General features: G+C 67.7%; 23 protein-coding genes and 1 pseudogene. 18 read left to right on the forward strand and 6 right to left on the reverse strand.

The genetic code is table 11. The features are described from left to right. Positions 1-51: 51 nt before the first annotated feature. On the reverse strand, positions 52-1,590 hold the full coding sequence (locus tag VF329_01315; protein HEX7079637.1) for a thioredoxin family protein: 1,539 nt from the start codon (positions 1,588-1,590) through the stop codon (positions 52-54). Between the two features lie 233 nt (positions 1,591-1,823). On the opposite strand from VF329_01315, the gene VF329_01320 reads away from it, so the two are divergent. Both VF329_01320 and VF329_01325 read left to right on the forward strand, forming a co-directional pair. Continuing rightward, positions 1,824-2,720, forward strand: coding sequence for a fructose bisphosphate aldolase (locus VF329_01320; GenBank protein HEX7079638.1), 897 nt, complete (start codon positions 1,824-1,826; stop codon positions 2,718-2,720). 8 nt (positions 2,721-2,728) lie between these two features. Next, a complete protein-coding gene (locus VF329_01325) occupies positions 2,729-3,835 on the forward strand; it encodes a hypothetical protein (protein HEX7079639.1) in 1,107 nt (368 codons plus the stop codon). A gap of 4 nt (positions 3,836-3,839) precedes the next feature. Here the strand turns inward: VF329_01325 and VF329_01330 are convergent, their stop codons facing one another. Then, positions 3,840-5,135: a cytochrome B6 gene (locus VF329_01330; GenBank protein HEX7079640.1), complete on the reverse strand. Its 1,296-nt coding sequence runs from the start codon at positions 5,133-5,135 to the stop codon at positions 3,840-3,842. Between the two features lie 390 nt (positions 5,136-5,525). On the opposite strand from VF329_01330, the gene VF329_01335 reads away from it, so the two are divergent. After that, the gene (locus VF329_01335) at positions 5,526-6,482 is read left to right on the forward strand and encodes a YihY/virulence factor BrkB family protein (protein HEX7079641.1); all 957 of its coding nucleotides are present in this window, start codon (positions 5,526-5,528) and stop codon (positions 6,480-6,482) included. A 12-nt stretch (positions 6,483-6,494) separates the two neighbouring features. Here VF329_01335 and VF329_01340 read toward each other — a convergent pair whose 3' ends face one another. Continuing rightward, positions 6,495-7,076 (reverse strand): DUF6152 family protein, encoded by a 582-nt coding sequence (locus tag VF329_01340; GenBank protein ID HEX7079642.1) that lies wholly within the window; start codon positions 7,074-7,076, stop codon positions 6,495-6,497. Positions 7,077-7,250: 174 nt separating this feature from the next. Between VF329_01340 and VF329_01345 the strand changes: the two genes are divergently transcribed. The 3 genes from VF329_01345 to VF329_01355 are packed head-to-tail and all read left to right on the forward strand — an operon-like array spanning position 7,251 to position 10,170. After that, positions 7,251-8,012, forward strand: coding sequence for a hypothetical protein (locus VF329_01345; GenBank protein HEX7079643.1), 762 nt, complete (start codon positions 7,251-7,253; stop codon positions 8,010-8,012). A gap of 4 nt (positions 8,013-8,016) precedes the next feature. After that, complete coding sequence (locus tag VF329_01350) at positions 8,017-8,406, forward strand: DUF6152 family protein (protein ID HEX7079644.1); 390 nt, start codon at positions 8,017-8,019, stop codon at positions 8,404-8,406. A 39-nt stretch (positions 8,407-8,445) separates the two neighbouring features. Continuing rightward, positions 8,446-10,170, forward strand: coding sequence for a PQQ-binding-like beta-propeller repeat protein (locus VF329_01355; protein HEX7079645.1), 1,725 nt, complete (start codon positions 8,446-8,448; stop codon positions 10,168-10,170). 477 nt (positions 10,171-10,647) lie between these two features. Here VF329_01355 and VF329_01360 read toward each other — a convergent pair whose 3' ends face one another. After that, positions 10,648-10,962 (reverse strand): helix-turn-helix transcriptional regulator, encoded by a 315-nt coding sequence (locus VF329_01360; GenBank protein HEX7079646.1) that lies wholly within the window; start codon positions 10,960-10,962, stop codon positions 10,648-10,650. Between the two features lie 207 nt (positions 10,963-11,169). Between VF329_01360 and VF329_01365 the strand changes: the two genes are divergently transcribed. From VF329_01365 to pnp, 12 genes and pseudogenes are all read left to right on the forward strand, one after another. Further along, positions 11,170-12,075: an aldo/keto reductase gene (locus tag VF329_01365; GenBank protein HEX7079647.1), complete on the forward strand. Its 906-nt coding sequence runs from the start codon at positions 11,170-11,172 to the stop codon at positions 12,073-12,075. A gap of 19 nt (positions 12,076-12,094) precedes the next feature. Continuing rightward, positions 12,095-12,859, forward strand: a complete 765-nt coding sequence (locus VF329_01370; GenBank protein HEX7079648.1) for a class I SAM-dependent methyltransferase — start codon at positions 12,095-12,097, stop codon at positions 12,857-12,859. Between the two features lie 257 nt (positions 12,860-13,116). Further along, positions 13,117-14,034 (forward strand): annotated as a pseudogene (locus VF329_01375) (DUF3500 domain-containing protein). A gap of 31 nt (positions 14,035-14,065) precedes the next feature. Then, positions 14,066-14,860 carry a M23 family metallopeptidase gene (locus VF329_01380; protein ID HEX7079649.1) on the forward strand — a complete coding sequence of 265 codons (795 nt, stop codon included), beginning with the start codon at positions 14,066-14,068 and terminating at the stop codon, positions 14,858-14,860. A 16-nt stretch (positions 14,861-14,876) separates the two neighbouring features. Next, positions 14,877-15,110 (forward strand): SEC-C metal-binding domain-containing protein, encoded by a 234-nt coding sequence (locus VF329_01385; protein HEX7079650.1) that lies wholly within the window; start codon positions 14,877-14,879, stop codon positions 15,108-15,110. 382 nt (positions 15,111-15,492) lie between these two features. After that, positions 15,493-15,942: a ribosome maturation factor RimP gene (locus VF329_01390; protein HEX7079651.1), complete on the forward strand. Its 450-nt coding sequence runs from the start codon at positions 15,493-15,495 to the stop codon at positions 15,940-15,942. A 16-nt stretch (positions 15,943-15,958) separates the two neighbouring features. Beyond that, complete coding sequence (gene nusA, locus VF329_01395) at positions 15,959-17,479, forward strand: transcription termination factor NusA (protein HEX7079652.1); 1,521 nt, start codon at positions 15,959-15,961, stop codon at positions 17,477-17,479. Then, positions 17,479-20,088, forward strand: coding sequence for a translation initiation factor IF-2 (gene infB / locus VF329_01400; GenBank protein ID HEX7079653.1), 2,610 nt, complete (start codon positions 17,479-17,481; stop codon positions 20,086-20,088). Before nusA ends, infB begins: the two co-directional genes overlap by 1 nt. A 33-nt stretch (positions 20,089-20,121) precedes the next feature. Next, on the forward strand, positions 20,122-20,505 hold the full coding sequence (gene rbfA / locus VF329_01405) for a 30S ribosome-binding factor RbfA (GenBank protein HEX7079654.1): 384 nt from the start codon (positions 20,122-20,124) through the stop codon (positions 20,503-20,505). Positions 20,506-20,555: 50 nt separating this feature from the next. Beyond that, entirely contained in the window at positions 20,556-21,467 is a 912-nt protein-coding gene (truB, locus tag VF329_01410) for a tRNA pseudouridine(55) synthase TruB (protein ID HEX7079655.1), read from the forward strand. Between the two features lie 151 nt (positions 21,468-21,618). Next, positions 21,619-21,888 (forward strand): 30S ribosomal protein S15, encoded by a 270-nt coding sequence (gene rpsO, locus VF329_01415; GenBank protein ID HEX7079656.1) that lies wholly within the window; start codon positions 21,619-21,621, stop codon positions 21,886-21,888. 123 nt (positions 21,889-22,011) lie between these two features. Then, positions 22,012-24,093, forward strand: a complete 2,082-nt coding sequence (gene pnp / locus VF329_01420) for a polyribonucleotide nucleotidyltransferase (protein ID HEX7079657.1) — start codon at positions 22,012-22,014, stop codon at positions 24,091-24,093. A gap of 20 nt (positions 24,094-24,113) precedes the next feature. Here pnp and gluQRS read toward each other — a convergent pair whose 3' ends face one another. Both gluQRS and dksA read right to left on the reverse strand, forming a co-directional pair. Then, positions 24,114-25,004, reverse strand: a complete 891-nt coding sequence (gluQRS, locus tag VF329_01425; protein ID HEX7079658.1) for a tRNA glutamyl-Q(34) synthetase GluQRS — start codon at positions 25,002-25,004, stop codon at positions 24,114-24,116. 64 nt (positions 25,005-25,068) lie between these two features. After that, positions 25,069-25,449, reverse strand: a complete 381-nt coding sequence (dksA, locus tag VF329_01430; protein HEX7079659.1) for an RNA polymerase-binding protein DksA — start codon at positions 25,447-25,449, stop codon at positions 25,069-25,071. Between the last annotated feature and the right edge of the window lie 8 nt (positions 25,450-25,457).

A 25,457-nucleotide genomic window follows, 5' to 3' on the forward strand; every position in this document is an offset into this window, starting at 1 on the left:
CTGTACGCGCTGGGCTCCAGCGCGGAATACGCTTCGCGACCGTACCCGCCGTCAGCTCGAAAGGAACTTCTCGCAGCTTTCTAGCGCGTCGTGCTCGCTCTTCGGTACCGAGGCGCAGATATTCGCGATCCGCTGCCGAATCGCATCGATCGCTTCAGCGTGGGCGCCGTCCGCGTTCCATTCGCGGAGACTCGCATCGAGCGTCTCGAGACGTGCGCGGGTGCGCCGATAGATTCGGTCCGGCCCTTCCAGCTCGCCGAGCACCTCGATCGCCGCTTCGCGAATCGCCGCCTCGTCGCCCGGGGTCATGCGAATCAATCCGCGCACGAAGTTCGTGCCCCATTGGAAGCGCGTGGCCGGCCCTTTCGATGCCCGGTACGCCCGCTCCAGCCAGACGATCGCGGTCTCGAGGTGCCCCATCATCTCTTCGAGAGCCGCGAGATCGGCCATCTGGTAGTACGGCGTCTTCGAGCGCCGCATCTCGCGCTCCGCGATCGCGTACGCCGCCGCCGGGTCGCCGAGCGCGACGAGCAGGTTGACCGCGCCGTTCACGGCGCCCGGCCGTGCCGGCGTGTTCTGCACCTTCCCGAGCGTCTCCTCGATGAGCGCGCGCGCCTCGGCCTCCAGAGGGGCGGGCACGCCCTCGCCGCCGCCGAGGGCCTTCACGGCCTCGACCTTGCTGCGCTCCGCGGCGAGGCGATCGCCTTCGCCGTAGCGCTCATCGCGAGACGCGGCCGTCATCGCCTCGGACCAGTTCGAGAGCAGCTCGGGAGCCTGCTCTGGCGCGAGCCGGCGCGCGAGGACGAAGAAGTCCTCGCCGAGATACTGAAGAGCGTCGGCGACGGACGCGGCAAGCACGGGATCGGCCACGACCTCGCCCACACGGCCGACGAGATCCCCGAGGAGCGGCGACGGCGACGCGCCGCCCGCCAGCGCGTCGGCTTCCGACCCCAGGGCGTAGGAGGCGGCGATCGCAGTCAAGCGCGCGGCCTCGGCACGGCCGCTCGACGCGCACCGCTCAGCGGCCTTCGCGAGCGTCGCGGCGAGCTGCGCGCCCGCCGCCGGCTCGACGTCCTCGAGCCCCCAGCCGTTGTACGCGAGACGCCGGCAGTCCTCGGCCGTGAGCGCCGCAGCGTCGACCGATCGAAGCACTGCATCGATCGGGCGAACGTCTCCGAGCACGAGATCGAGCATGTCGTCGTAGACGCGCACGTCCATGCCGCCCGCGATGCGGGCGAGCTCCGCGCCGTCGGGAGCGAGGGCGAGCACGGTGGGATAGCCTGCGACGTCGAAGGTTTCCGCCCACTTCTGCGCCCCGGGATCGTCGCCGTCGAGGTATACGGGGACGAAGAGATCGAGCTTCTCGACGAAGTCCGGGCGGGAGAAGACATGCGCCTTGAGGTCCGCGCAGTACGGGCACCAGACCGCGCCCCAGAAAAGGAACACCGGCTTCGATTCGGCTCGCGCTTTCGCGAACGCCGCTTCGACGCCGCCGTCGAACCACGCTATCTCCGCAGGGGCCTCCGCGGCCCAGGCAACCGCGCCGGCCCACGGGCCGAGCAGCAAAACGAGCAGCGCAACACGTCTCATCGCGGACCTCTGATCGCCGTTCCCCCGATCGTGCCCCACGTTATCACAGCCGCCCGCGATCGGCATGGGCGACCCGCGCGCTGATGCGCGTCTCGCCCCTTTTTGCGCCGGGGGAGCATCACGTCGTGTTCGGCGGCGCCCGCAGGCAGGCGCCGCGTGTTCGAGTCCGGGCCTACGCGCTAAAATGGCGCAATCGAGGGGAGTTTCCCCTTCCCACCCGCTTTTCGAGGGAAATCGTGAGCAACTTCGAAGCACAACTGAAGAAGGTTCGCAGCGCCGCGGGCTTCATTGCGGCGCTGGACCAAAGCGGCGGCAGCACGCCGAAGGCGCTGCGGCTCTACGGCATCGGCGACGACGCCTGGTCGAACGAGGAGGAGATGTTCGACCTGGTCCACCGCATGCGCACCCGTATCATCACGAGCCCCGCGTTCAACGGCGACCGCATTCTCGGCGCCATCCTCTTCGAGCGCACGATGGACAGCGAGATCGAAGGGCAGCCCACCGCGGACTATCTGTGGAACGTCAAGAACGTCGTCCCGTTCCTGAAGGTCGACAAAGGCCTCGCCGAGGAGAGGAACGGCGTGCAGCTGATGAAGCCGATACCGGATCTGGACAAGCTCCTCGCCAAGGGCAAGGGGAAAAACATCTTCGGCACGAAGATGCGCTCGGTCATCAAGCAGGCCGATGAAGCCGGCATTGCGGCGATCGTCGAGCAGCAATTCGAGCTCGGGCGGCAGATCCTCTCCACCGGTCTCGTGCCGATCATCGAGCCCGAGGTCGACATCCACTGTCCCGAGAAGGCGAAGGCCGAATTGCTGCTGAAGGCCGGCATTCTGAAGGCGCTGCAAGGGCTCGGCCCGGATCAGGCGGTCATGCTGAAGCTGACGCTGCCGGACGAGGACGACTTCTACGGCGATCTGATCGAGCACAAGAATGTCGTGCGGGTCGTCGCGCTTTCCGGGGGCTATACCCGCGCGGAGGCGAACGAGCGGCTCGCGAGGCAGCACGGTATGATCGCGAGCTTCTCGCGGGCGCTCGTCGAAGGGCTGACTGCGCAGCAATCAGACGAGGAGTTCAATCGAGCGCTCGACGAGTCGATCGAGAGCATCTACCGCGCCTCGTGCACGTAGAGCGCTAAGTGCCGTCTCGCGGCCTCACGGTCCGCGTCAATCGACGGCCGGCCGAGCTCGACCTCGGCCGGCTGACCGACGGCACGCTCGTCGTCGTCGCCATCACGTACGGGCTGCTGCTCGTTCTGGCCGGCGGGCTCGGGCTGGTCGGGCTGATCGCCCGCATTTTCGTTCCGCTGTCGGTGTGCCGTTACGCCTACGAAGTGCTGAGCCACGTGGCGCGCGGCCGCAAGATGATTCCGGCGCCCGGCCTGGAGACGATGAATCCGGTCGGCAACTTCGGGCTCGTCCTTCACTTCATCTTCTTCGGCGGGCTCGCGGTGCTGTTCGCCACATCGCCGCTGCTCGGCTCGGGCCCCGGCGCCGCGCTCGTCTCCGCGGCGGGGCTCACGGCGGTCGCCGTCGCGTTCCCCGCGTCGGCGACCGTCATAGCGCTCACGGGCGACCTCGGCGAGGCGTTCGATCCCCGCAACGGCGCCGAGATCGTCCGCGCGATCGGCGTCCGCCGCTATGGGGCGATTCTCGCGATCGGAGCCGCGCTCGTATTCGTTCCATCGTGGCTCGCCGGGGCGGTCCTTCCCGCCGCGGCGGCCCGCGCGCTCACGGCGCCCGTGCAGATCTGGGCATGGCTCGCCGTGTTCGCGCTGATCGGGGCCGCGGTCCGCTCGCGACGCGACGTGATCGAGATTCCCGGCGAGGCGGAGCCCGAGGAGGAACGCTCGGAGCGCGACCGGCATCGCGCGTGGCAAACGTATCTCGACCGTGCGTACGCGTCGATTCGAAGCGGGCTCGTCGACGAGGGCTACCGCACGATCCGTCAGCTGCTCGACGAGGCCGGGATGACGGACGAGGTGCACGAATGGGTCCTCGACCACATGCTCGCGTGGGAAGACCGCACGCACGGCTTCGCGTTCGCGAACCGCTGCATCGGGCGGCTGCTGGAAAGCGGCCGCGCGCCCGCGGCCGTCGAGCTCGCCGCGCGCTGCGCGAGCCTCGATCGGCGTTTCCGGCCGGACCCGGGCGTCGCGCGCGTGCTCGCGGAGCACGCACGCTCCGTGGGGCGGCACGCCCTCGCCGACGAGCTCGCCAAGGGCTTGCCCCAGGCGCCCGGATGAGCCGCTAGAGCGCGTACAGGTACCGCACCAGGTCGCTCTTCTCCTCGTCGGTGAGCTCCAGCCCGAGCACGAGATTGAAGAATTCGACCGTGTCGTCGAGCGTCAGCAAGCGGCCGTCATGCAGGTACGGCGGGCTGTCCTTGATGCCCCGCAGCGGGAACGTCTTCGTCGGGCCGCCGTCCGTCATCTTGCGGCCGTTGACGATCTCGTCCTCGTCGTAGAACCGCTCGGCCCGCAGGTCGTGCATGAAGTTGTCGCTGAAGATCGGCGGCGGGTGGCACTCCGCGCAGCGCCCCCGGCCGAAGAAGACCTGCTCGCCGCGCAGCTCCTCCTCGGTCGCCAGCTCCGGATCGAGGCGTCCGAAAGGATCGAGCTTCGGCGCCGGCGGAAAATCGAGGATCTCCTGAAACTCGGCCATCGCGTGGACCTCGCTGCCGCGCTCGAGGAAATTCACCCCCTTCTTTTGCGCGATCACGATGTCGCCGTCGAAGTATGCGGCGCGCTGCTCGAATTCCGTGAAGTCCTCGACCGTGCGCAGCGCGCGTTGCGAGCCGAGCAGGCGCTGCTGGCTGACGCCGCGCAGCGTCGGCGTATCGATTCGCCGTCGAACCTCCTGCGGGCGGATGTCGCCGACCAGATGTGTCGCGCCGTTCGTGTGGCCGTTCGCGTGACAGTCGAAGCAGGCGACGCCGAGGTGCGGCTCCTCGCTGCGACGATCGTTCGTCATGTTGAACTGCTGCTGCGGGAACGGGGTCACGAGGAGGCGCAGCCCTTCGAGCTGCTTCGGATTCAGGATGCCGTTGAAGAGATCGTAGAAGTTCTTGTTGGTGACGAGCTGCCCTTGAGAGACGTCGCCGAGCTCCGGACGCGTGGTCAGGTAGATCGCAGGCGGGAACTCGGGCAAGAAGTGCTCGGGCAAGTCGAAGTCCACGTCGAAGCGGCTCAAGTCGCGCTGCTCCTGACGCATTACCTCGTCGATGTGGGGCTGCGGGAACACCATCCCGCCTTCCTCATGAAACGGATGCGGCAGCGGCTTGAACCCGTCGGGAAAGAGATGCTGCTCCGCGATCGCCGACGGCGGCATCGATGCGAGCTGCTGCCAGGTCACGCCGTCGGGCAGGCGCACGCGGACGCCGCCTTGTACGGGTTTGCCGCGCGACATCGTCACGCCTTCGACCGGACGGTCGGAGAGATCGTAGCGCGCCTCGAGCAGCATGCGTTGGCGCTCCATGACTTCCGCCTTGCCGGCGCTCAGCTCCCGGTAAACCTCATCGAACGGCCTTTCGTTCGCCACCGGCATGTAGCTCGTGACACCGCGCGATGGCGCCGCTTCGGGCGGATCACCCTCGCGCGGGGGTTGCGCTTTGGAGATCTCGAGCACGGCCGCGGCGACCGCGAGCGCCGCGGCGCCGAGCGGCAATAGCTTCTGCACTGGATGGGCCATCGGGCTGTCCTCCTGCTCCACGTGAGTAAACGCACACGGGTCGGGTCCGGCAGGAAAGAGCGCCGGACTTGAGCCGGAGCCGATGTGATTCGACGACTACCTCCCTCCCCGTAGTGACCTGAGCCGAGCGCTGCAGAGATCGTGCCAGTGCGGAGCCGGGCGGCCGGCCCGAGCGGCGATGCCTTTTCCGCTTGGCGTTCGCGCAGTTGGCACGCCGATTGCTTCCGCGCCTCCCGAGGAGAGGCGATGGCACGAGCGCGCACAGCCCACGGCAGGTTGGCGGAGCATCCGAGGGAGTTTCCGCGCCCCGCATGGGGCGACATCTTCCATCGGGTAAGGAAGAACATCGCCAAGGACAACCTTTCTTTGGTCGCGGCCGGGGCGGCTTTCTACGGGCTCCTTTCGGTCTTCCCCGCGCTCGCGGCGCTGGTCGCGATATACGGTCTGTTCACCGATCCCGCCGCGGTCGCGCAGCAGATGGAAAGTCTGGCCGAGATCGTGCCGGAGCAGGCCCGCACGGTAATCGAGGGGCAGCTTCAGCGCGTCGCGTCCTCCGGCAGCACGGCGTTGGGCATCGGCGCCGTCGTTTCGCTGCTGCTCGCGCTCTGGAGCGCGTCGAAAGGCGTCAAATCGATGATGACGGCGCTCAACATCGTCTATGACGAGGAGGAGAAGCGCGGATTCCTCAAGCTGAACGCCGTCGCGCTGCTGCTCACGCTGGTCACGCTGGCCTTCGTCCTGATCGCGCTGATTGCGATCGCCGTGGTCCCGGCCGTGATCGGCCTGCTCGGGCTTCCGTTGATCGCGGAGATCCTGGCCCGCTGGTTGCGCTGGCCGTTGCTCGCAGCCGCCGCCGTGGGCATCCTCGCCGTCCTATACCGGTACGCGCCGTCTCGCGAGCACGCCGAATGGCGGTGGGTCGTCTGGGGTGCGACGGTGGCCGCGCTCCTGTGGCTCGTCGGCTCCGGGCTCTTCTCGCTGTACGTGTCGAACTTCGGCAGCTACAACGAGACGTTCGGGTCGGTCGCCGCGATCGTCGTACTGATGATGTGGTTCTACTTCTCCGCGTACTTCGTCTTGCTCGGCGGCGAGCTGAACGCCGAGATGGAGCACCAGACGGAGCGCGACACGACCACGGGACCCGACGAGCCGCCGGGCAGCCGCGGCGCCTATGTCGCCGACACGCTCGGCGATCCGCGCTAGAACTCAGCCGAGCTAGGGTCGGTGCCCGCGAGGACGAACGTCTCGTCGTGCGCTGACCCTGGGTCGGCTGCCGACCTGTTCGTAGCGGAAGCCGTCGGCGGGGCGTTCGAGGCTGCGCAAGTAGAGCCGGTATTGCTCGATTCGGCTTGCGCTCCCGGTTGCGACGACGTATTCGCCCGCCTTCAGCGTGTCGGAGGTCACGCCGATGCGAGCAAGCTCGCTGCGATTGTCCATCTCCAGCCGCCAGGATTGCGTACCCCCGCGCGAGGCGACGTCGACAACGAGGATCGGGTGCGGGTTGACGAATCTGAACTCGTGGACACGCCCTTCGATCGTAACCGTCCGCGCACTGTCGTACACGCTCGCAATCGAGTGATGGGCGAAGCTTGGCGTTGCAGCAAATGCCGCGACAGCGACGACGGCCAGGATCGGCACCGGACGACGCATTGAAGAGGTGCTCCGCTGGACGATCAAATCGTAGCACCCGGCGACCCCGAACCGAAATTCATCCCGATCTCGCGAAGCTGCATTGATTCCCGAGGCGGCGCGCAGCGGCTTCTCAAACCTCGCGAGATGGCTCGATACGGAGCGCATCGAAAGATGCCCATCGGCAGGGTTGCCGCGTCCAGATTGAGCCGACCGTGCTCGCGAAATGCGACGACGGGCGCGGCCGGCACGAGCGAGATGCGCCGGAACCGGGTAGGATAGCGGTGACGCGCCGTGCATAATCGCGCACGTCCGCAGAAGAAGCTCGAAGGGGGGTATCGAATGCCGAGTTTTCGCCCGACGGGGCGAGGAGCCCTGCTGGCCGGGGCTGCTGCCGCTTCCTGGCTCGCCGCGTCGATCGCCGCCGCTCAATCCCCCCCGGCGCATCCCGATTTCTCGGGGATCTGGTTTCCTTCCTTCGGAAGGGACGTTCCGGACCCGCTCCCGTTCACCGAGGCCGCGCTGCAACTGAAGGCGCAGTACGAGGCTGCGTTCACGGTCGACGACGATCCCGGCCGCTACTGCATCTGGCCCGGCATGCCGCGCGCGCCGTGGGGTGCTCCGTTCCCGATCGAGATCATTCACAGACCACAGGACGTGACCATGTATTGGGAAGGGTACGGGATGTACCGCAAGATCTACATGGAAGGGCATGCGCCGCCGGTCCCGCCGTTGCCTTCTGCGATGGGGTACTCGGTCGCGCATTGGGAAGACGACACGCTGGTCGTCGACACGACGAACCTGAAGCCCTATCCGTACATGACGCGCCTCGCAACGACGTCGGACGCGCACGTCGTGGAGCGGCTCACGATGGTCGAGCGCGAGGCCGACGGCGAGCGGCGCAAGTACCTCGTCGACGACATCGTGCTCACCGATCCGAAGATGTATACCGAGCCGGTGCGAATCCGCGCGGAAGCCGTGCTGCGCCCGGACCTGCAGATGCTCGAGTACACGTGCACCGATGTGCTGTGGGACGAGTACCTTCAGGAGCGCGGGCTGACGCTTCCCGACGTCGACGCGCTGCCCGCCTCGGCGGAGGATTGATCCGATGAGCAGACGTTTGACGCTGTGCATCTCGGCGCTGCTTCTGGCCGCTCCGGCCATGGTCGCCGCACATCACTCGTTCGCGGTCTACGACATGGAGAAGGACGTCGTGTTCGAGGGCGTCGTCGAGACGCTGAAGCTCCGCAACCCGCACATGTCGATGACGCTCGCGACGGAGCAGAACGGTGAGCGGCGCATCGTGAACTTCGTCGAAGGCGCGCCGGCGAACATGCTCGTGCGCATGGGCGTCGACCCGGCCTCGATCAAGCCCGGCGCGAAGATCAAGGCGATCGGCTCGCCGCGGAAGGACGATCCCGAGGCGTTTTTCCTGAAGACGATCATTCTCGAGGACGGCACGCGCTACGACACTCTCGGCGGCGGCGCGGAACGCTGAAATCGTGTCTGACACCTTTTTTCGGGGTTGGGGGGAAGGATGATGAAGCGTGGCTGGTGGAGCGTCGGGTTGCTGGCTTGCTGGACTTCCGGTTTCGCCGACGTGGGGCACGAGCTTCCGCCCGTCACGGACGAGATGCTGCAAGACCCGGACCCGGCCGACTGGCTGATGTGGCGGCGCACGCTCGACAGCTGGGGCTACAGCCCGCTCGACGAGATCGACAAGCAGAACGTGGACCGCCTCGAGCTCGCTTGGACGCAGCCGATGGGGCCCGGCAACCAAGAAGCCACGCCGCTCGTCTACGACGGCGTGATGATCGTCCCGAACAGCAGCGACTACATCCAGGCGTTCGATGCGCGCACCGGCGAGGTGCTCTGGGAGTACCGCCGCGAGTTCCCGGAAGGCTTCCGGGGCGGTACCAACCGTAACGTTGCGATCTGGGGCGACACGATCATCGACGCGAGCTCCGACAACCGCATTTACGCGCTCGACGTCGAGACCGGCAAGCTGATGTGGGAGACGCCGGTTCACGAGAAGACCGTGCGGGCGCGAGCGACCTCGGGGCCGATCATCGCCGACGGCAAGGTGATCACCGGCCGGCAATGCCAGCCGGACGCGGGTTACGAGGGCTGCGTGATCACCGCGCACGACGCGCGCACCGGCAAGGAGCTGTGGCGCACGCACACGATCCCGCGGCCCGGCGAGCCCGGCGACGAGACCTGGGGCGACGTCCCGCTCGAGCAGCGCTGGCACGTCGGCACGTGGATGGTGCCGAGCTACGATCCGGAGCTCGAGCTGATCTACATCGGGACGTCCGTGACGATCCCGGCGCCGAAATTCATCCTCGGCGGCAACGACAAGCAGCACCTCTATCACAACTCGACGCTCGCGCTCGATCCGGATACCGGCGAGATCGTCTGGTACTACCAGCATCTGATCGATCACTGGGATCTCGACCATCCGTTCGAGCGGCTGCTCGTCGATACGGCCGTCGCACCCGACCCGTCCGAGGTGCCGTGGATCAATCCCGCGCTCGAGCCGGGCGAGCGCCGCAAGGTCATCACCGGCATTCCGGGCAAGACCGGCATCGTCTACACCCTCGACCGCGAGACCGGCGAGTTCCTGTGGGCGAGGCCGACGGTCCTGCAGAACGTCGTCGAGCGGATCGACGGCGCGACCGGCCGGGCGACCGTGAACCCGGACATGCTCTTCACCGCGGTCGACCAGACACTGACCGTCTGCCCAGGGACCAACGGCGGCAAGAACTGGCCTGCGGGCGCCTATAGTCCCCGTACCGGCGCGATGTATTACCCGCTCCAGAACTTGTGCATGAGGGCCACGACCCGCACGGACCAGCGCGATCCGTCGTTGGTCTACGGCTTCCGCAGCGAGCAAATCATCGCGCCGGGCACGGATCAGGTCGGTTCCGTCTGGGCGATCTCGGCCGAAACCGGCGCGACGCTATGGAAGCACGAGCAGCGCACCGGCGTGATGTCGCTGGTCGCGACGGGCGGCGGACTCGTCTTCGGCGGCGACGTCGCGGGCGGGTTCCGCGCGTTCGACGACGAGACCGGTGAAGTGCTGTGGGAGACGAGCGTCGGCGGGCCCGTCAGCGGATATCCGATCACCTTTGCCGTCGACGGCAAGCAATACGTGGCGGTCACGACGGGGCCCTCGCTCGCGGCGATGACGTCGCGGCGGTTGACGCCGGAGCTGCCGCCGGACGACAGCCGACCCGCGGTCTTCGTCTTCGCGTTGCCCTAGGCGCGGGCACCGTGCCGGTCGGACCTGCCGCTTCCTCGGTGGGCTGCGCTTTCTACCGTTCGGCACGGGGCTACGCGGCACCTTTGGCCGCTCGACGCGGGCGCCCGAATCGCCGCTGTCGCGGCGCTGCTCGCAGCTCGACCGGGTGGTGCGGGCGGCGCGGGCGTGGCAGGTTCCCGGCCGCAATTCTTGGCGGAATGCGCTATTCCATGGCGCCACGGCGCACGCGTCAGGATTGTCGGGCCAGGCCGCACCGCACCCGGGGCCGCTTTCGAGGCGCACGTGCGCTTGGCATGAAAGGTGCTTCGGCCACCGGGGCGCCTCGCCGCACGGCTCGTGAAAACTCCCCAAAACGCTGTTTCCGATCCTCCCCGGAATCTCCCCGAAACAGCGTTGCGGCGAGGCGCCCGCCTCGCCGGGATGCTATGGGATTCTTAAGTCGGACGCTTCGTGCCGGACGGCCCGCCGCTACGGCCGCTACGCTCGGCCGGGCTCGCCGAGCGCCGCCTCGATGCCTCCCGAGACGCGCTCCCATTCCTCCGTTAGATGCTCGAGGCGTTTGCGGCCTCGCGCCGTGAGCGCGTAGTAGACGCGGGAACGGCCGTTGACCACCTTGCGCCGAGCCTTCAAAGCGCCGCGCTCCTCGAGGCTGTAAAGCGCCGGGTAGACGACGCCCTCGCCGAGCGAGATCGCGTAGCCGGTGGCCGCGCGGATGGACTTGACGAGCTCATAACCGTACATCTCTCGCCTTACCAGCAAGCGCAACACCAAGAGCTCCGGAACGCCGCTCATGAACGGAGGATTCGTTTGGCCCACGTCGATTTGCCCCGATGCCTTGAACGACCTAATGCTAGCCCCCTCGAACGAGGCGCGCAATACGAGATCCCGCAGTGCGAACGACGCGATGCCGGCTTCGCTTCCGTATCGGTAACGAGACGAATCAGCGGCTTCGTTTTCGGTAGAATTCGAGCGGGAGCCGTCATGACGGAGTGATTCAGCGTGGACCGACGCGAATTTCTCGGCGCCGCCGGCGCACTGGGAGCGGCCGTGCTCGCGCCTGCCGGAACCGTCGCGCAACCGCGAATGCCGACGCGCCCGATCCCTTCCACTGGTGAGAGTCTGCCGGTGATCGGCCTCGGCTCGAGCAAGGTCGTGGAGCAAATCGCCGTGAAGGGCGAAGCGCCTGTCGCCGCCGTCCTGCACGCGCTCTTGGACCAAGGCGGGAAGGTCGTCGACACCTGGCCGCGTGACGCCGACAACGATGCCGGCTTCGGCCGCGTGATCAACGCGCCCGATCTCGCGGGCCGCTTGTTCGTCACGACGAAGATCGACAGGCCGGGCAGGGAAGCCGGGATCGAGCAGTTTCGCGAAACGCAGCGCCTCTACGGCCGCAATCGTTTCGATCTGGTACAGATCTTCAACTTGACGGATCTCGAAACACATTGGCCTACGTTGAAGGCACTCAAGGCCGAGGGGGAGGCACGTTACATCGGCGTCACCGTCTCTCGATACGAGCTCTACGATCGGCTGCTCCGCTTTCTCGAGCGCGAGACGCCGGACTTCGCGCAGGTCAATTACTCGATCACGGAGAGACTGGCCGAGGAGCGCGTGCTGCCCGTGCTGCGCGACCGCGGCATCGCGGCGGTGGTCAACCGGCCGTTCATGAACGGCAGATATTTCGAAGCGCTCGAAGGCCGCGCGTTGCCGCCGTGGGCCGTCGAAGCCGGCTGCGAAAGCTGGGCGCAGTTCTCTTTGAAATACATTCTCGGCAACTCCGACGTCACGTGCGTGCTCACCGAGACCACGAATCCCGAGCACATGGCGGAGAACGCGCGCGCCTCGTTCGGCGAGCCGGCGGATGCCGAGACGCGCCGCCGAATGCGCGAGCTGATCGACGCGGTTTGAGCGGCACCGAGAGCAAGCCGTGACCGGCGCTCCGCTTTCCGCCTGGCACGAGGCCCGCCGCCTCGCCGGAGCCGACCACGCGCCGGTCGAGATGGCGGCGCGCGGAACGCACGAGCGCGTGCTGCAGCTGCTTGCCTCCCACTGCGGCGAACCGGCCGCGACGTCCGTGCTCGACATCGGCGCCGGCGCCGGCGCGCTATCGGGCCGGCTCTCGGCGGCGGGCTACCGAGTCGCCGCCTGTGATCTCTACCCGGAGGCGTTTCTCGCGGACGGCATCGAATGCCGCGGCGTCGACGCTCGGGGTCGCCTGCCGTACGACGACGCGACCTTCGATGCCGCGGTCGCCGTCGAGCTCGTGGAGCATATCGAAGGCCACGAGACCCTCTTCGCCGAAGCGCACCGCGTGCTTCGGCCCGGCGGGCTGCTCCTCGTGACCACGCCGAACATCGTGTCGCTGAAGTCGAGGCTTTCGTTCCTGCTGACCGGCTACCCGTACAGCTTCCCGTCTCTCGATCCCGCGGTGCTCGACCCGGTGGCGCAGCATATCTCGCCGTTCTCGCTCGACCGATATCGCTGGCGGCTCGCGCAATCGAACTTCGACATCGTCGCCGTCGAAATCGACAAGCGCCAGAGATCCTCGCAGGCGCTCTTTTTCCTGATTCCGTTGATCCGGCTCGCGAGTCGCCGTGCGGCCCGCCGTTCGCCTTCGGTCCGCGAGCAGAACTCGCTGCCGCTCCTGCTCGGGCGGAAGCTCTTCATCGTCGCGCGCCGGCGCGCAACTTGACCGTCCGCGCCGGCCGCACGATGATCGTCGGCGGCGCCGGCCGCCGTCTCGATACGCCCGCGGCACCGGCCGAGAACGAGAAGGGGAGGGTTGCGATGAGGGCTCGTTGGTTCGTAGTCGTCTGCGGTGCGGCGCTCGCCTCCGCGGCGGCGGCGCAGCCCGCGCCCCCGAGCTCGGCGGCGCTCGTCGAATCGATGGTCGGCACCGCTCGGGCGCTGCTCGCGACGATGGAGGACGGACCGGGTCCCATCGAACGCATGGCCGGCTACGATCGCCGCGGGAGCCTGCTGCTGCCGTTCGACGACCCGAACCGCGAGCAGTGGGTGTACTGGCCCGCACAGCGCGCCGGGCTGCCGCTCGCGCTGATGACCGCCGAGCAACGAATGCTCGTGCATGATCTGCTCCTCGCTGCGCTGAGCTCGAAGGGCCACTCTAAAGTGGTCCAGATCATGCAGTTAGAAAATATTCTTCAAGCTGAAGATTAAGCAGGATTTCCGCGCGGCGTCGGGCACTACGCGCTCGCGTTCTTCGGCGAGCCGTCGACCGGGGCACCGTGGGGCTGGCGCTTCGAGGGGCACCACGTCTCGGTGAACGTCACCGTCGGGCGCGACGGCCTCGCCGTCACGCCGTCGTTCCTCGGGGCGAACCCCGGCGAGATTCGCACGGGCCCGCTCGCCGGCTTTCGGGTGCTCTCGGCGGAGGAGGATTTGGGCCGGCAGCTGGTCACGTCGTTCACGCCGGCGCAGCGCGAGCGCGCCGTGCTCTCCGACGAGGCGCCCGGCGATATCTTGAGCGGCAATCTCGGCAAGGCGCGCGACGAGTGGGACGCGTGGCGCGCGTCGCTGCAGCCCGTCGGCATCTCGGTGGCGGAGTTGAACGAGGTCCAGCAGCACTGGGTGCGACGAATCCTGAACGAGGTCGTCTCGACGTATCGGCCCGAGATCGCCGACGGGTACCTCGAGGCGATCGACGTCACCGAGCTTCACTTCGCATGGATGGGGAGCACCGAGCGGCGTGCCCCGCATTACTATCGGCTCCAAGGGCCCGATTTCGTGTTCGAGTTCGACAACGCGCAGAACGGCGGCAATCACGTCCACACCGTGTGGCGAAGCAAGGCCGAGGATTTCGGCGCGCGGGTGCTCGAGGCGCATTACCAGGCTTTCCGGCACGACTGAGATGCGCACTCCTCGTAGAAGGTCCTAGGCGATGTGGTCTTTGGCCTTTGCCGCTCTCGCCGCCGCCCAGGGGCAAGCCGTGCGGCTCGAGCAGCCGCATGAGCCCGGCCTCGAAGCCGTGCATGCCACGTGGGATGAGCGGCGTGTGCCATTCGTCCGGCGGGGAGACGAGTGGATCACGGTGCTCGGCGTGGATCTCGACGCGGCGCCCGGCGAGCACGCGGCCAAGATCGAGCTCGCCTTCGCGGACGGCCGCATCGAGCGGCGAACCGAGTCGATCGTCGTCGAAAGCGTCAAATTTCCGACGACCGAGCTGACCGTCGAGCCGCGCTACGTGGAGCTCAGCCCCGAGGACCAGGCGCGCGCGAACCGCGAGAGCCGCGAGATCGCGGAGATCTACGCGACCTTGACACCCGAGGCGTACTGGAACGAGCCGTTCACCGTGCCGATCCCCGGCATCGAAGGCGGCCGCAACTTCGGCCATCGGCGCGTCTTCAACGGTCAGCCCAGAGCGCCGCACTCGGGCGCGGACCTGCGCGCCGCCATGGGTACGCCGATCCATGCGGCCAACCGCGGGCGTGTCGTGCTCGCGAAGAATCTCTTCTTCAGCGGCAACGCCGTGTTCATCGATCATGGGCTCGGGGTCTATTCCGTCTACCTGCACCTCTCGAAGATTCAAGTCGAGCCCGGCATGATGGTCGAGCGCGGCCAGGTCATCGGCCTCTCCGGCGCCACTGGTCGCGTCACGGGCCCGCACCTACACTGGGGCGTGCGCGTGCTCGATGCCCGCGTCGATCCGTTCTCGTTGCTGGGGCTCCGCGATTGAAAGACAGGAGGCCGGCATGTCGGTGGGTCGCAACGATCCCTGCCCGTGTGGAAGCGGCAGGAAGTACAAGCGCTGCTGCGCGCTCCGCACGCCGCACCGCGTATCGTTCGGCGGCTGGGCCGTGCTGGCCGCCGTCGCGCTGATGCTGCTGACCGGGGCCGTCGTGATGGTCGGCTCGCTCGACGAGCTCGACTCCGCGCCGACTGGACCCCGCCGGATCTGGTCGGAGGAGCACGGCCACTGGCATTAGCGCGGTCCGGCGGCCGGCGGGGGCGAGGCCGAAAACCGGGCGGGACTCGCCCGGGGCGGCCTCGAACGAGCCTTTCGGCGCGCGAGATGGGCGCGGAGCCGCGATGCGGCTACCGCGAACCCTGTCTTTTTGCTAGGATACGGCCGGTTTTTGCGGAGTATCCGTTCTGAGGAGCCTGCCGAATCCCATGGGGGATTCAGCCGTTAGGCCCGGATACTGACCCGATAGGTTAGGTGTAAGGGCCCCTCACGGGGCTTTTTATTTGGCGCGGCCGTCGGCCGCGGCGAGGAGGCGGCAATTACAAGAATGGGCCGAGCGGCCCATTTTTTGTCGGTCCGATTTTTGTTGAGAGCGTGTGCGGAGCATCCCGGACAAGCAGCGTTTGATCGACCTGCTGGAGCCTGCGGTCGAGGCGCTCGGGTATGAGCTCGTGGATCTCGATCTGCGGCTCGGCCGGCGCAGCCTGCTGCGAGTCTACATTGATCGGCCGGCCGGCGACGACGGCGGCGTCACGCTCGGGGACTGCGAGCTCGTCAGCGGGCAGATCGGAGCGCTGCTCGATGTCGAGGACCCGGTGCCCGGCAGCTACGACCTCGAGGTGTCGTCGCCGGGCGCGGACCGGCGATTGCGCACTCCGCAGCATTTCGAGCGTTTCGTGGGTCACGAGGTGAAAGTGGAGCTTAATCGCGCACGGGGCGGCCGCAAGCGCCTCCGCGGGCGCCTGACGAAGGTGGAGGAAGGTGCAATCGTCGTCGACGTCGACGGCGAGACGTGGCGACTCGATGCGACCGAGATCGCCGAAGCCCGACTCGTGCCGACGAGGGCGGGATAACGGGGTGGCGACGCAGATGAACAAGGAAATCCTGATGGTGGCCGACGCCGTCTCGAACGAGAAAGGCGTCGACAAGAACGTGATCTTCGAGGCGATCGAAGCGGCGCTCGCATCCGCCACCCGCAAGCGCTACGGCGAAGATATCGACGTCCGCGTGTCGATCGACCGCAACACCGGCGAGTACGAGACGTTTCGCCGCTGGAAAGTCTTTGCCGACGACTCGGCCGAGCTCGAGGAGCCCGCGCGCGAGCTCAGGCTCGAGGACGCTCTCGAGATCGATCCGAACGCCGTGCCCGGCGGCTACGTCGAGCAGCCGATGGAGTCGGTGGAGTTCGGGCGCATCGCGGCTCAGACCGCGAAGCAGGTCATCGTGCAGAAGGTGCGCGAAGCCGAGCGCGAGCAGGTCGTCGAGGAGTACAAGGACCGCGTCGGCGAGCTCGTCAGCGGCATCGCGAAGCGCGTCGACCGGCACGGCGCCTACATCGATCTCGGCGGCAACGCGGAGGGCTTCATCCCGCGGGAGGACTTGATTCCGCGCGAGCCGATCAAGCCGCAGGATCGCATCAAGAGCCTGCTGCGCGAGGTCCGCGCCGAGCCGCGCGGTCCGCAGCTGTTCCTCACGCGCACGTCGCCGCAGTTCCTGATCGAGCTCTTCAAGATCGAGGTGCCGGAGGTCGGCCAAGGGTTGATCGAGATTCTCGGTGCCGCCCGTGACCCGGGCCTGCGCGCGAAGATCGCGGTGCGAAGCAACGATCCGCGGATCGATCCGGTGGGCGCATGCGTCGGCATGCGCGGCTCGCGTGTGCAAGCCGTCTCGAACGAGCTCGCCGGCGAGCGCGTCGACATCATTCTTTACGACGAGAACCCGGCGCAGTTCGTGATCAATGCGATGTCGCCGGCGGACGTGCTCTCGATCGTCGTCGACGAGGACTCGCACAGCATGGACATCGCCGTCGCCGAGGACAAGCTGTCGCAGGCGATCGGCCGGGGCGGCCAGAACATTCGCCTCGCGAGCGAGCTCACCGGCTGGGAGCTCAACGTGATGACCGAGTCGGCGGCGGAGGAGAAGAGCGAGAAGGAGGCGCGCGAGGTCGTCGCGCGGTTCATGCGCGAGCTCGACGTCGACGAGGACGTCGCGACGATTCTCGCGCAGGAAGGCTTCTCGTCGCTCGAGGAGATAGCGTACGTGCCGGCGGCGGAGCTGTTGGCCATCGAGGAATTCAACGAAAGCATCGTCAACGAGCTTCGCGCCCGTGCGCGCGACGTGCTGATCACGCAGGCGATCGTCAGCGAGGAGGTCATCGATCAGGCGGAGCCGGCGGAGGATCTGCTCGAGCTCGAAGGCATGGACCGGGAGCTCGCCTACGTGCTCGCGAGCCGCGGCATCGTCACGCGTGAGGATCTCGCCGAGCAGGCCGTCGACGACCTCGAGGACATCGACAATCTCGATGCCGAGCGCGCGGCGAAGCTGATCATGGCGGCGCGGGCGCACTGGTTCGAGGGCGATCAGCAAGCGAATACGGCCGAGGAGAGGTAATGGCGGAAGTTACGGTCGCGGAATTTGCAGAAGTTCTAAAGGTGCCCGTCGAGCGGCTGCTCGTGCAGCTCGACGAAGCCGGCATCAAAGTAAAGGGCGCCGAGGACAAGATCAGCGAGGACGCCAAGCTCGAGCTGCTCACGCACCTTCGCCGCTCGCACGGACGCAAGGACCCGGCCGCCGCTGCTCCTCGCCGCATCACGCTGAAGCGGAAATCCCAGAGCGAGCTGCGCCTCGCCGGCGGGCAAGGGCGCGCGCGAACGATCAACGTGGAGGTGCGCAGCAAGCGCACGTACATCAAGCGCGACGTGCTCGAGGAGCAGGCGCGCAAGCAGCAGGAGGCGCTCGACGCTCAACGCCAGGCCGAGGAGGCAGCCCGCCGCGAGCAGGAGCGCGCGGAGCAGGAGCGCCGCGAGGCGGAAGAGCGGGCGCGCCGACAGGCGGAAGAGCAGGAGGCCGCGCAGCGCGAGGCCGCCGAGCGCGAGGCGGCGGCCCGGCGCGAGGCCGAGGAGCGCGAATCCGAGGCGCGCAAGCGCCAGGAGGAAGAAGAGCAGCAGACCAAGCGCCGTACCGAGGAGGACGAGGCGCGCCGGCGCGCCGAGGAAGAGAAGCGCCAAGCCGCCGAGAAGGAGCGCGAGGCGAAGCAGCGCGAGCAGGAGCGGGCTCGGCAACAACCGCAGCAGCAGCCGCCGCCGCCCGGCAAGCGCGGCCGGACCGGCCCCGATCACACGCTGCACGTCGCGGACGGCATGGCGGGGCGGCGCCGCAAGAAGCGGCCCGACCGCCGCCGCGCGGTGCAGGTCAGCGTCGACGCTCAGCACGGGTTCGAGCGTCCGACCGCCCCGGTCGTTCGCGACGTCGAGATCCCGGCGACGATCACGGTCAGCGAGCTCGCGCAGCGCATGGCCGTGAAGTCGACGGAGGTGATCAAGACGCTGATGAAGATGGGGATGATGGTCACCATCAATCAGGTCATCGATCAGGACACCGCCACGCTCGTCGTCGAGGAGCTCGGCCACACGGCGAAGCCGCTGAAGGAGACCGCGATCGAGGATCAGCTCCTCGAGTCGATGGAAGGCCAGGCCGAAGGCGAGGCCGTGCCGCGTGCTCCGGTCGTCACCGTGATGGGGCATGTCGATCACGGCAAGACCTCGCTCCTCGACTACATTCGGCGCACGCGCGTGGCTTCCGGCGAGGCGGGCGGCATCACGCAGCACGTCGGCGCTTACCACGTGGAAACGCCGAAGGGCAAGATCACGTTCCTCGACACGCCCGGTCATGCGGCGTTCACTGCCATGCGGGCGCGCGGCGCGCAGGTCACGGATATCGTCGTGCTGGTCGTCGCCGCCGACGACGGCGTGATGCCGCAGACCATCGAAGCCATTCAGCACGCCCGCGCCGCGGACGTGCCGATCGTCGTGGCCGTGAACAAGATCGACCGAGAGGACGCCGATCCGGACCGCGTCCGCAACGAGCTCGCCCAGCAGAACGTGATTCCCGACGCTTGGGGCGGCGACACGCTCTTCGTGAACGTCTCGGCGCACACGGGCCAGGGCATCGAGGAGCTGCTCGACGCGATCCTGCTCCAGGCCGAGCTGCTCGACTTGAAGGCGGTAGACACGGGGCCGGCCGCAGGCGTCGTCATCGAGGGCAGCCTCGAGCGCGGCCGCGGCGCGGTGGCCACCGTGCTGATCAACAGAGGCCGCCTCCAGGTAGGCGATATCCTGCTCGCCGGCCAGGAGTACGGACGCATCCGCGCGATGTTCGACGAGACGGGCGCGCCGATCAAAAGCGCAGGTCCGTCGATGCCCGTCGTCGTGCTCGGGCTCTCCGGCACGCCTTCCGCCGGCGACGATGTGCTCGTCGTGCCCGACGAGCGCAAGGCGCGCGAGGTCGCCGAGTTCCGGCAGGGCCGCGAGCGCGACGTGAAGCTCGCGCAGCAGCAGGCCGCGAAGCTCGACGACATCTTCACGCAGATGCGCGAGACCGGCACCGCGAGCCTGCAGCTGCTGATCAAAGCCGACGTCCACGGCAGCGCCGAAGCGCTGCGGGACGCGCTCCAGAAGCTCACGAGCGACGACGTGAAGGTCACCGTGATCGGCGCTAACGTCGGCGGCATTACCGAATCCGACGTGCAGCTCGCGGCCACCTCGAACGCAATCGTCATCGGCTTCAACGTTCGCGCGGACGCGGGCGCGCGCAACGCGATCAAGGAGACGGGCGTCGACGTTCGCTACTACAGTGTGATCTACGAGGCGATCGACGACATCAAGGCCGCCGTCAGCGGCATGCTCTCGCCCGAGATTCGCGAGCAGATCGTGGGCCTCGCGGAGGTGCGCGAGGTGTTCCGCTCGCCGAAGTTCGGCAACATCGCCGGCTGCATGGTCATCGACGGCTACGTGCGCCGCTCGAATCCGATTCGAGTGTTGCGCGACAACGTCGTGATTTTCGAAGGGCAGCTCGAGTCGCTGCGCCGCTTCAAGGACGACGTCAGCGAGGTGCGCGCCGGCACCGAGTGCGGCATCGGCGTGCGCAACTACAACGACGTGAAGGTCGGCGATCAGATCGAGTGCTACGAACGCACGGAGGTTGCGCGCACGATCCAGTGATTGCGGTGCGGACATGACCCGGCACGTTCAGGCATGACGCAGGGAACCAGAAGGCTGCGGGTCGCGGCCGAGGTGCAGCGCTTGTTGAACGAGCTCCTGCGGGTGGAGGTCAAGGATCCGCGGCTCAATGGCGTCACGGTCAATGAAGTCGAGATGAGCGGAGACCTGAGCGTCGCGAAGGTCTACTACACTACGCTCGATCCGGACCAGGACGACAAGGAAGCACAGGCGGGCTTCGCGAAAGCCGCCGGTTTTTTACGCAGCCGCATAGGTCAGGCCGTACGGCTGCGACGCACACCGGAGCTGCTTTTCTTTCGCGACGTGAGCGCGCGGCGCGGCGCCGAGCTCACGCGTCTCATCGACAGCCTTCGAGAGGAGCCCGAGCCGCCGCAGTCGGACAGCGAGCCCGAAGATTGACGACAAGGCTCGCGGCTTCGCGAACGCTCGAGAAATTCGGCACACCAGCGATGGGAAACAGACGACGGCCGGGCCGCGACGTCACCGGTATCCTGCTGCTCGACAAGCCCCGCGGATCGACCTCCAACCGTGCGCTGCAGCAGGCGAAGCGTCTCTTTCGGGCGGCCAAGGCGGGGCACACGGGCAGCCTCGACCCGCTCGCGACCGGGATGCTGCCGATCTGCTTCGGTGCGGCGACGAAGCTCGCGGGCTACCTCCTCGACGCGCGCAAGACGTACTCGGTGACCGCCGAGCTCGGCGTCGCCACCGACACCGGCGACGCGGACGGCGCAGTCACCGCACGCTCGGACGCGCCGGCGCCGAGCGAGGCGCGGCTGCGGACGGCGCTCGCCGCGTTCGTCGGCGAGATCGAGCAGACACCGCCGATGCACTCGGCGCTGAAGCACGACGGCCGGCGTCTCTACGAGCTCGCAAGGCGAGGCGTCGTCGTCGAGCGCAAGCCGCGCCGCGTGCGCATCTTCGCGGCCACGCTCGACGAGTACGTATGGCCCCGTTGCCGTTTCACGGTGACCTGCTCGAAGGGAACTTACATTCGCTCCCTGGTCGCCGATCTCGCGAGCGAGGCGGGCACGCTCGGCCACGTCGCAGCTCTGCGCCGCCTCGCGGTCGAGCCGTTCCGGGAAGCGGACATGGTCGGCCTCGAAGCCCTCGAGGCCGCGGCGGCCTCCGGGCTCTCGGCGCTGGATGCCTTCCTGCTGCCGCTCGACGCCGCGCTGCCCGACTGGCCGAGCGTCGAGGTCGACGCGGCGGACGCGCTGCGATTGTCACAAGGGCAGGCCGTGCCGGCCGGGCCGGCTTGGCCTCGCGGGCTCGTCCGTATCCAGGCGCGAGGCGCAGGCATGATCGGCATCGGCGAGGTGTTGCCGGAGGGACGGCTCGCCCCTCGTCGTTGGCTTGCATGAGGACGCGGCCGAGCGGGCCGCGGCCGCTCGAAAAAGCGACATTTTTTTTGGAGCGGCGGCGATTGTGCGGGTAGAATAGCCGCCCTCAACGGAGTAGGTGTAAAGCAAAAGGGGGGTTCGCGAAGCAATGCGGCCCCGGAGTGACCCAAACATGGCCCTCAACGCGGAACAAAAATCCGAGATCATCTCACAGTTCCAACGAGCCCCGTCCGATACGGGCTCTCCGGAAGTCCAGATCGCGCTGCTGTCGGCACGGATCAATCAGCTTTCCCAGCATTTCGATAGTCATCAGAAGGACCATCACTCGCGCCGCGGATTGCTGCGAATGGTGAATCAGCGCCGCCAGCTTCTGGACTATCTGAAGAAGGTCGATCAGGAGCGCTATCAGAGCTTGATCGGCCGTCTCGGTTTGAGGCGCTAGGCCCCTCTTCTTGCGTTCAGAGCCGGTCCATCCGGCTCTGAACCTTTTGGGAATCCTCTTCGAGTCCGGCGGCGTCTCGCGAGAGCTTCGCAGGTCGCGCCCCCCTAATCTGCAAGGATGGAAATCGTGAAAGTCACCAGAACATTCAAGTACGGCGCCCACGACGTCACACTGGAAACAGGCGCCGTCGCGCGCCAAGCCGACGGCGCCGTGATGGTCAGCATGTCCGATACCGTCGTGCTCGTGACGGCCGTGGGGGAGAAGAAGGACGTCGAGGGTCGCGACTTCTTTCCGCTGACCGTGAACTACCAGGAGAAGACGTATGCCGCCGGGCGCATTCCCGGCGGCTTCTTCAAGCGCGAAGGGCGTCCGAGCGAGAAGGAGACGCTGACGTCGCGTCTGATCGACCGGCCGATTCGGCCGCTCTTCCCCGAGGGGTTCCAGCGCGAGGTGCAGGTCATCGCGACCGTGCTGTCGATGAACCCGGAGGTGGATCCCGACATCCCCGCGATGCTCGGCGCTTCCGCCGCGCTCGCGCTTTCCGGGTTGCCGTTCCTCGGGCCGATCGGCGCCGCGCGCGTCGGCTACCGCGACGGGCAGTATCTGCTGAATCCGACCTTCGGCGAGCTCGCGGAATCGCAGCTCGACCTCGTCGTCGCCGGCACCGAAAAGGCCGTGCTGATGGTCGAATCGGCGGCGAAAGTGCTGTCCGAGGAGGTCATGCTCGGCGCCGTCGTCTTCGGCCACGAGCAGATGCAAGTCGCGATTCGCGCGATCAAGTCCCTCGCCGAAGAGGCCGCCCGGCCGCCCATCGAGTGGTCGAAGCCCGTCACGGACGAAGCGCTCGCGAGGTCGGTGGAAGAGGCGGTCGCCGATCGGCTTGCGGAAGCGTACGGCGTGGCGGAGAAGCAAGCGCGGCGGGATCGAATCGCGGCGCTGCGGCAGGAGTGCATCGCGGCCCTCGCCGATCCCGAGTCCTCCACTTGGACGGCGGCGCAGGTCGAAGCGCAGTTTCAACGTCTCGAGAAGCGCATCGTTCGGGGCCGGATTCTGCGCGGTGAGCCGCGCATCGACGGCCGCGACGCCCGCACGGTCCGGCCGATTCGCGTAGAGGTCGGCGTGCTGCCTCGGACTCACGGCTCGGCTCTCTTCACGCGCGGCGAGACCCAGGCGCTCGTCGTCACCACTCTCGGCACCGGCCGCGACGCGCAGATCATCGATGCGCTCGAGGGCGAGCGACGCGAGCCCTTCATGCTCCATTACAACTTCCCTCCGTACAGCGTCGGGGAGACCGGCTTCATCGGCTCCCCGAAGCGGCGCGAGATCGGTCATGGCCGGCTCGCGCGCAGGGGCGTCGAAGCGGTGATGCCGAAGATGGACACGTTCCCGTATGTCATCCGTGTGGTGTCCGAGATCACCGAGTCGAACGGCTCGAGCTCGATGGCCACCGTCTGCGGAACGAGCCTGTCGCTGATGGATGCCGGCGTGCCGATCAAGGCGGCCGTCGCGGGCGTTGCGATGGGGCTCATCAAGGAGGGCGACGACTACACCGTTCTCACCGACATCCTCGGCGACGAGGACCATCTCGGCGACATGGACTTCAAAGTCGCCGGCACCGCCGAGGGCGTCACCGCCCTGCAGATGGATATCAAGATCGAGGGCATCACGAAGGAGATCATGGGCAAGGCGCTCGAGCAGGCGCGCGAGGGCCGGCTGCACATTCTCGAGGAGATGAACAAGGTGCTCGCAAAGCCGCGCGAGCAAATGTCGGACTGGGCGCCGAGCATCATCACGATCAAGATCGATCCGGAGAAGATTCGCGACGTGATCGGCAAGGGCGGCGCCGTGATCCGCGCGATCACGGAAGAGACGGGCGCTACGATCGACATCGAGAACGACGGCACCGTCAAGATCGCCTCGGTGGATGCCGCTTCGGGCCGAGCGGCCCGCGAGCGCATCGAGCTGATCACGGCGGAGGTCGAAGTCGGCCGAGTGTACGAGGGCAAGGTCGTCCGGCTGATGGATTTCGGCGCGTTCGTCGCGATCCTTCCGGGCAAGGACGGGCTCGTGCACATCTCGCAGATCTCGAACGAGAGAGTGGAGCGAGTCAGCGACAAGCTCCACGAAGGCGATATCGTCAAGGTGAAAGTGCTCGAAGTGGACCGGCAGGGGCGCATCCGCCTCAGCATGCGCGACGTCGGCTGAGCCCCCGGCTGCGCCGCTCGTCAGGCGCGGTCCGGCACCTCCTTGATCCCCGCGAGCGCGTCGATCCGCCACTCGCCGGCCGCCCACTCCCACAGCACGCGCGGCGCGGCGCCGACGAGATCGCGCGGCACGGGCGCGCCGAGCCGGGCGAGCACGTCGGCGGCGAGGCGGCCTCCCTCGGAGGCGTCGATCGCCCGGGCGCCCGTCTGCTTCGAGAGCTTCTGCCCCTCGGCGGTGACGACGACCGGCAGATGGAAGTAGGCCGGCGTCGGCAGGCCGAGCGCGCGCTGAAGGTGCCGCTGCGCCGGCACGCACTCGAGCAGGTCGCGCCCCCTGACGACCGAGGTGACCCCCTGGTATCCGTCATCGACGACGACGGCGAGGTGGTAGGCGGGGAGGCCGTCGCGCCGCCAGATTAGATAGTCGCCGTAGCCTGTGGGAGCGAGCGGTTCGACGCGCCCCTGAAGCGCATCCGTGAACGGCTCCCATCCCCCGTCGACGCGCATGCGCACGGCGGTCGGCCGGCCGTGATGACGGCGATTGCGGCACGTCCCCGGGTAGCCCGAAGGGGCGCCGCCGACCACGGCCGGCGTGCGCAGGTCCCGCCGCGTGCAGCTGCAGTGAAAGGCGGCCCCTCGATCGACCAGTTGCCACAGGGCGTCCGCGTAGGCCTCGAGCCGCGTGCTTTGATAGAGCACGGGGCCGTCCCAGTGAAGCTCCATGGCCTCGAGCGTCCGCAGGATTCCGGCGGCCGCACCGGGCACTTCGCGCGGCGGGTCGATATCCTCGATGCGCACGAGCCAGGCGCCGCCCGCTTGACGGGCATGCAGGAAGCTCGCCACCGCGGTGAGCAGCGATCCGAAGTGCAGAGGGCCGGTGGGTGACGGCGCAAACCGGCCGACGTAGGACATCGCTCAGCGCAGCATGCCGCGCGCGGTCGGGGCGCCGCCGAGCGGCGCCCCGAACGTCGTCCTGCTACCGGTAATAGTCCTCGCGGTCACGGAACTGCCGCTCGGCCAGCTCGCGCCGCTCCTGGGCCTCGACGCACAGGGTGGCGACCGGGCGGGCCTCGAGACGGCGCAGACCGATCTCGTCGCCCGTCTCCTCGCAGTAGCCGTACGTGCCGTCCTCGATCCGCTGCAGCGCAGCGTCGATTTTCTTCAGCAGCTTTCGCTCGCGGTCGCGGGTGCGCAGCTCCAGGCCGAACTCCGATTCCTGCGTGGCGCGATCGTTCGGGTCCGGGAAGTTCGCGGCGTCGTCCTTCATGTGCAGCACCGTTCGATCCACTTCCTCCATCAGCTCACGCTTCCACGCGAGCAGAATGTTACGGAAGTGCTCGAGCTGTGCCTCGCTCATGTAGGGCT

This window comes from Gammaproteobacteria bacterium (assembly GCA_036381015.1).
In the GTDB taxonomy this organism is placed as follows: domain Bacteria; phylum Pseudomonadota; class Gammaproteobacteria; order Steroidobacterales; family Rariloculaceae; genus ZC4RG20.

Bases quoted from the DNA above. Each gene is read 5' to 3' on its own strand.
- VF329_01360 (HEX7079646.1), bottom strand. From the start codon at position 10,962: ATGAGCGGCGTTCCGGAGCTCTTGGTGTTGCGCTTGCTGGTAAGGCGA.
- VF329_01345 (HEX7079643.1), top strand. From the start codon at position 7,251: ATGCCGAGTTTTCGCCCGACGGGGCGAGGAGCCCTGCTGGCCGGGGCT.
- VF329_01350 (HEX7079644.1), top strand. From the start codon at position 8,017: ATGAGCAGACGTTTGACGCTGTGCATCTCGGCGCTGCTTCTGGCCGCT.
- infB (HEX7079653.1), top strand. From the start codon at position 17,479: ATGGCGGAAGTTACGGTCGCGGAATTTGCAGAAGTTCTAAAGGTGCCC.
- VF329_01340 (HEX7079642.1), bottom strand. From the start codon at position 7,076: ATGCGCTCCGTATCGAGCCATCTCGCGAGGTTTGAGAAGCCGCTGCGC.
- truB (HEX7079655.1), top strand. From the start codon at position 20,556: ATGGGAAACAGACGACGGCCGGGCCGCGACGTCACCGGTATCCTGCTG.
- dksA (HEX7079659.1), bottom strand. From the start codon at position 25,449: ATGAGCGAGGCACAGCTCGAGCACTTCCGTAACATTCTGCTCGCGTGG.
- gluQRS (HEX7079658.1), bottom strand. From the start codon at position 25,004: ATGTCCTACGTCGGCCGGTTTGCGCCGTCACCCACCGGCCCTCTGCAC.
- rbfA (HEX7079654.1), top strand. From the start codon at position 20,122: ATGACGCAGGGAACCAGAAGGCTGCGGGTCGCGGCCGAGGTGCAGCGC.
- VF329_01330 (HEX7079640.1), bottom strand. From the start codon at position 5,135: ATGCCGGTGGCGAACGAAAGGCCGTTCGATGAGGTTTACCGGGAGCTG.
- VF329_01355 (HEX7079645.1), top strand. From the start codon at position 8,446: ATGATGAAGCGTGGCTGGTGGAGCGTCGGGTTGCTGGCTTGCTGGACT.
- VF329_01315 (HEX7079637.1), bottom strand. From the start codon at position 1,590: ATGAGACGTGTTGCGCTGCTCGTTTTGCTGCTCGGCCCGTGGGCCGGC.
- VF329_01380 (HEX7079649.1), top strand. From the start codon at position 14,066: ATGTGGTCTTTGGCCTTTGCCGCTCTCGCCGCCGCCCAGGGGCAAGCC.
- rpsO (HEX7079656.1), top strand. From the start codon at position 21,619: ATGGCCCTCAACGCGGAACAAAAATCCGAGATCATCTCACAGTTCCAA.
- nusA (HEX7079652.1), top strand. From the start codon at position 15,959: ATGAACAAGGAAATCCTGATGGTGGCCGACGCCGTCTCGAACGAGAAA.
- VF329_01385 (HEX7079650.1), top strand. From the start codon at position 14,877: ATGTCGGTGGGTCGCAACGATCCCTGCCCGTGTGGAAGCGGCAGGAAG.
- VF329_01335 (HEX7079641.1), top strand. From the start codon at position 5,526: ATGGCACGAGCGCGCACAGCCCACGGCAGGTTGGCGGAGCATCCGAGG.